This window comes from Polaromonas sp. P1_G2, assembly GCF_056405515.1.
The window spans coordinates 1-395 of record NZ_JBFUBY010001478.1 but is presented as its reverse complement, the minus strand read 5'-3'; the positions used below and the strand labels follow the sequence as shown (position 1 = coordinate 395).

1 pseudogene is annotated in these 395 nt (G+C 57.6%); it reads left to right on the top strand.

What is annotated here, in order from left to right:
* Positions 1–325 (top strand): annotated as a pseudogene (locus tag AC1D0P_RS31170) (hypothetical protein); the annotation flags it as partial.
* Between the last annotated feature and the right edge of the window lie 70 nt (positions 326–395).

The window sequence follows — 395 nt, the reverse complement described above, 5'->3', positions numbered from 1 at the left end:
TTACATGACCATGTCGTCGACATTTGCCGGCCGCGTGCCGACCGCGCCGTCGCGCTATTCGAATCCGAAGCTGGACGCAGTGTTCAAGGCCTTCCGCCAGGCAAAGACGGATGACGAGCGCAAGAAACTCTTCAACGAGGTCCAGGTGATCGTCGCCGACGATTTTCCGATGGTGCCKGTCTTYAACGGCCCGACCTGGTAYCAGTWTTCSAGCAARCGTTTCACCGGCTGGGTTACCAAGGACGATCCGGTGATGAACCCGGAAAACCATGACAACAACCGCATGCGCCTGATACATCTGCTGCGCCTGAAGCCTGTCCAATAAGCACGGCTGAAGGAAGCAGGGAATGTACATTTCCTCTCGGCGCCTCGGCGTCTACGCAGTGGCCTTGATC